We start from the raw sequence: 2,782 nt of genomic DNA, 5'->3' as shown, positions 1-2,782 counted from the left end.
GTGAGCAACGCAATACCGAAGCTCCCGCATACCACCTTAAACACTTAACGCAACGCATGGTAAAAATGCCACGCGTTGCGAATCACTCTTAAACAGTTTGTTAAGTTTTATTCTCCGTACCAATCTGAAGTATCGACAGAGAGTTCTTCAGCTTCGATAGTAAAGTCTTCTGGATTTTCGACATGTGACTTCATATCAAGAGTGAATGGGTAACTTTCATCCATAGTGCAGATGTCATTTTTGGGACCATATTCTTGAGTTACATATACGATACCCTTTGCTCTCATTCGAATGTATTGGTCATCAATACCCAAGCACTCAATCTCTTCCACTTCGGTATAATCTACATAAACATGATTTGCTAAGATAGATAGACTATCCGGGATAGCTGACACTGCTGTATCAATAACGGCATCGTGAACCTTACTTTCCACCGCATCAATAACGATTCTCTCAATGTCTTCTAATTGACTTAATGAGCTCACTGCTAACCCAACAACATACTTTGCATCTTGGAAGAATTGCTTCGGGCAAGCTGTAAAATACTTTTCAGTAATATGAGTATATTTGTTAAAGAAATGGAACTCAGATAAGAACTCCTCTATCGACTCATTTAGAATTTCCAAGTCGTCTTTTAAATATTCATCAGATATATTTCTCTGGGCACAATACTTTAATTGCTGCCGACGAGTCACTGGGTGGGAAGTGCTTTCAACTTCATACCATGTCGTTTTCTTCACCTGCTTCGGTGGCGCTTTGCGTTTAATTACGTGTAATACCAACTCTCTCATCGAAAAAGCAAAGTTATGAAATCTCAGGGGATTACCATGGGATGCATAATTTCGTAGGCTTGCTACGTATAACTGTTTCTCAAATTCAGTTTCTAACAAAGACTCTAAGTCTTTCATGAAATCTAACGATAATAATTTTTTTAACTTCATGCTTACTCTATAAAACTTAACGCCCTGTTAAGGTGTGAGCAACGCAATACCGATGCCACTGCATACCACCTTAAACACTAAAACCAACGCATAGTAAAAATGCCACGCGTTGCGAATCACTCTTAAACAGATTGTTAGTATTCTGTTCCTAGAATGGAATATCATCATCAAAGTCCATACCAGTCGGTTGCTGTAGCTGCTGCCCCCAAATAGTCTGTTGAGGCTGATGTAGAACTTGTTTAGACAAGCATTTGCTACAACCTTTTGACGTGTCTTTACCCATATCTTGTTTCTTTAGATAGGAACCACAACTACTGCATTCAGGAACTTTGAATAACTCGTTACCACAGCCACCACAGAAACGGGTTTCGGCTATTGGGTACCCACACGTACATTGATAGGTTAATTTGTCACCACAGGAAGTACAGTGAATATCAATGCAGTTTTCTGTAAAGTTAGCTCCCTTGTAAAACCCATTTGGTGACCATTGCGCATCTGGACATTTTAAATTGGAGCAAAGTGCTTTGCTTGGTGTGTTTATAGCGAAATGCCCAGCGCCAGAAATGCTTTTTAATTCCCTCAAAATGTCATCGACATTTTGATAGCGATTATCTGCATCATACTCTGAAGCCTTATTTATTAAGTTTCGCAAAGCATAAGGAACTGATAGCTCAGTCTTGTCCAGTGCCTTGAGCGCTGGTGTGCCCGTTAACAATTTACAGAGCGTTAGTCCCAGAGAATAGATATCAGTACGGCGATCAACGTTTTTCATATCGATTTTTTGCTCTGGAGACATGTACTCTGCAGAACCTAGATGGTCTCCGGTCCTTGTTGCTCTTGTTAAGTTCGGATTTCCAGAAGGGGCAAAGCCAATGGAGAAATCGATCAGGTAAGCATGGCCAGATGACGATAGCATGATGTTTGAGGGCTTTATATCTCTATGAATAATTCCCTTTGCATGCACAAGTGACAGAGCATCAAGAATCTGAGTTGCAATTGTGATGACCTGTCGTTGCTCTATTACACCATGCTTTTGAACATGATCTTCTAAATTTGTACCATCGATATACTCCATCACGATGTACGGAACTGAATCGTGCTCACATTTAACTTCGCCATGAGTGATGACATACGGAATCGCTGGATGTTGCACCTCTGCGAGTATGAACGATTCCCTCTTAAACTTTTTCTTTAGATCGGAGTTGTTCCGATTTAATACACTATCGAAAAACTTTACGGCAACGTACCTTTCCAAGGAGCTTTGCTTGGCTTTCTTGGTTTTACCAGAAAGTCCACGCCCAATATCCTCAAGTAGGTCAAAGCCTTGTCGCTTTAGATGAATTGAATACTCGTCCAACATTTACCCCTGAACTTTATAAGAATACTAACGCCGCATTAAGGTGTGAGCAGCGCTTGGCTATACTTGAGCGAAGCGAAACTGCCAAGCGTTGCGAATCACTCTTAAATGCTTTGTTAGCCCTGTGGTTGACTAGTACATATAACCTAGCCAATCAAAATGTCCAACACCCCACTGCTTATCTCTGAGTGGTTTCACATACAGTCCATCAATATGCTCTACAGCAACTCCAAAGTTGGTGTGCTCGTGAAGCCTTAACCAAGACTGCATACACTGAACTTTGTTAAAGCCATTTGATGAGTAGAAATCATGTAAGTCAGATATGAGGATTATGAAATCAACGTCTTTAGTTTCGGCAAATGACGATACTTCTGACAACATGAAAGAGCCAATACCTTGCCCTCGATAACGTTCATCAACACAGAAGTCGATTACGCCCAGAACCTTATGTATTTCCCCACCGACACTAACAACGCGATAATCC

3 protein-coding genes are annotated in these 2,782 nt (G+C 40.8%); all 3 read right to left on the bottom strand.

What is annotated here, in order from left to right:
- Positions 1 to 107: 107 nt before the first annotated feature.
- Positions 108 to 941 carry a hypothetical protein gene (locus NDJ01_RS15270; protein ID WP_140136569.1) on the bottom strand — a complete coding sequence of 278 codons (834 nt, stop codon included), beginning with the start codon at positions 939 to 941 and terminating at the stop codon, positions 108 to 110.
- A 148-nt stretch (positions 942 to 1,089) separates the two neighbouring features.
- Positions 1,090 to 2,301: a serine/threonine-protein kinase gene (locus NDJ01_RS15260; RefSeq protein ID WP_213867192.1), complete on the bottom strand. Its 1,212-nt coding sequence runs from the start codon at positions 2,299 to 2,301 to the stop codon at positions 1,090 to 1,092.
- A 129-nt stretch (positions 2,302 to 2,430) separates the two neighbouring features.
- Positions 2,431 to 2,782, bottom strand: a 352-nt coding sequence (locus tag NDJ01_RS15255; protein ID WP_258586933.1) for a GNAT family N-acetyltransferase, incomplete at its 5' end; no start/stop codon positions are given.

Origin of the sequence: Vibrio sp. HS-50-1 (assembly GCF_024747315.1) — a bacterium.
Taxonomy (GTDB): Bacteria; Pseudomonadota; Gammaproteobacteria; order Enterobacterales; family Vibrionaceae; genus Vibrio; species Vibrio diabolicus.
The sequence above is the reverse complement of the archived record's forward strand: the minus strand, read 5'-3'. Positions and strand labels throughout refer to the sequence as shown.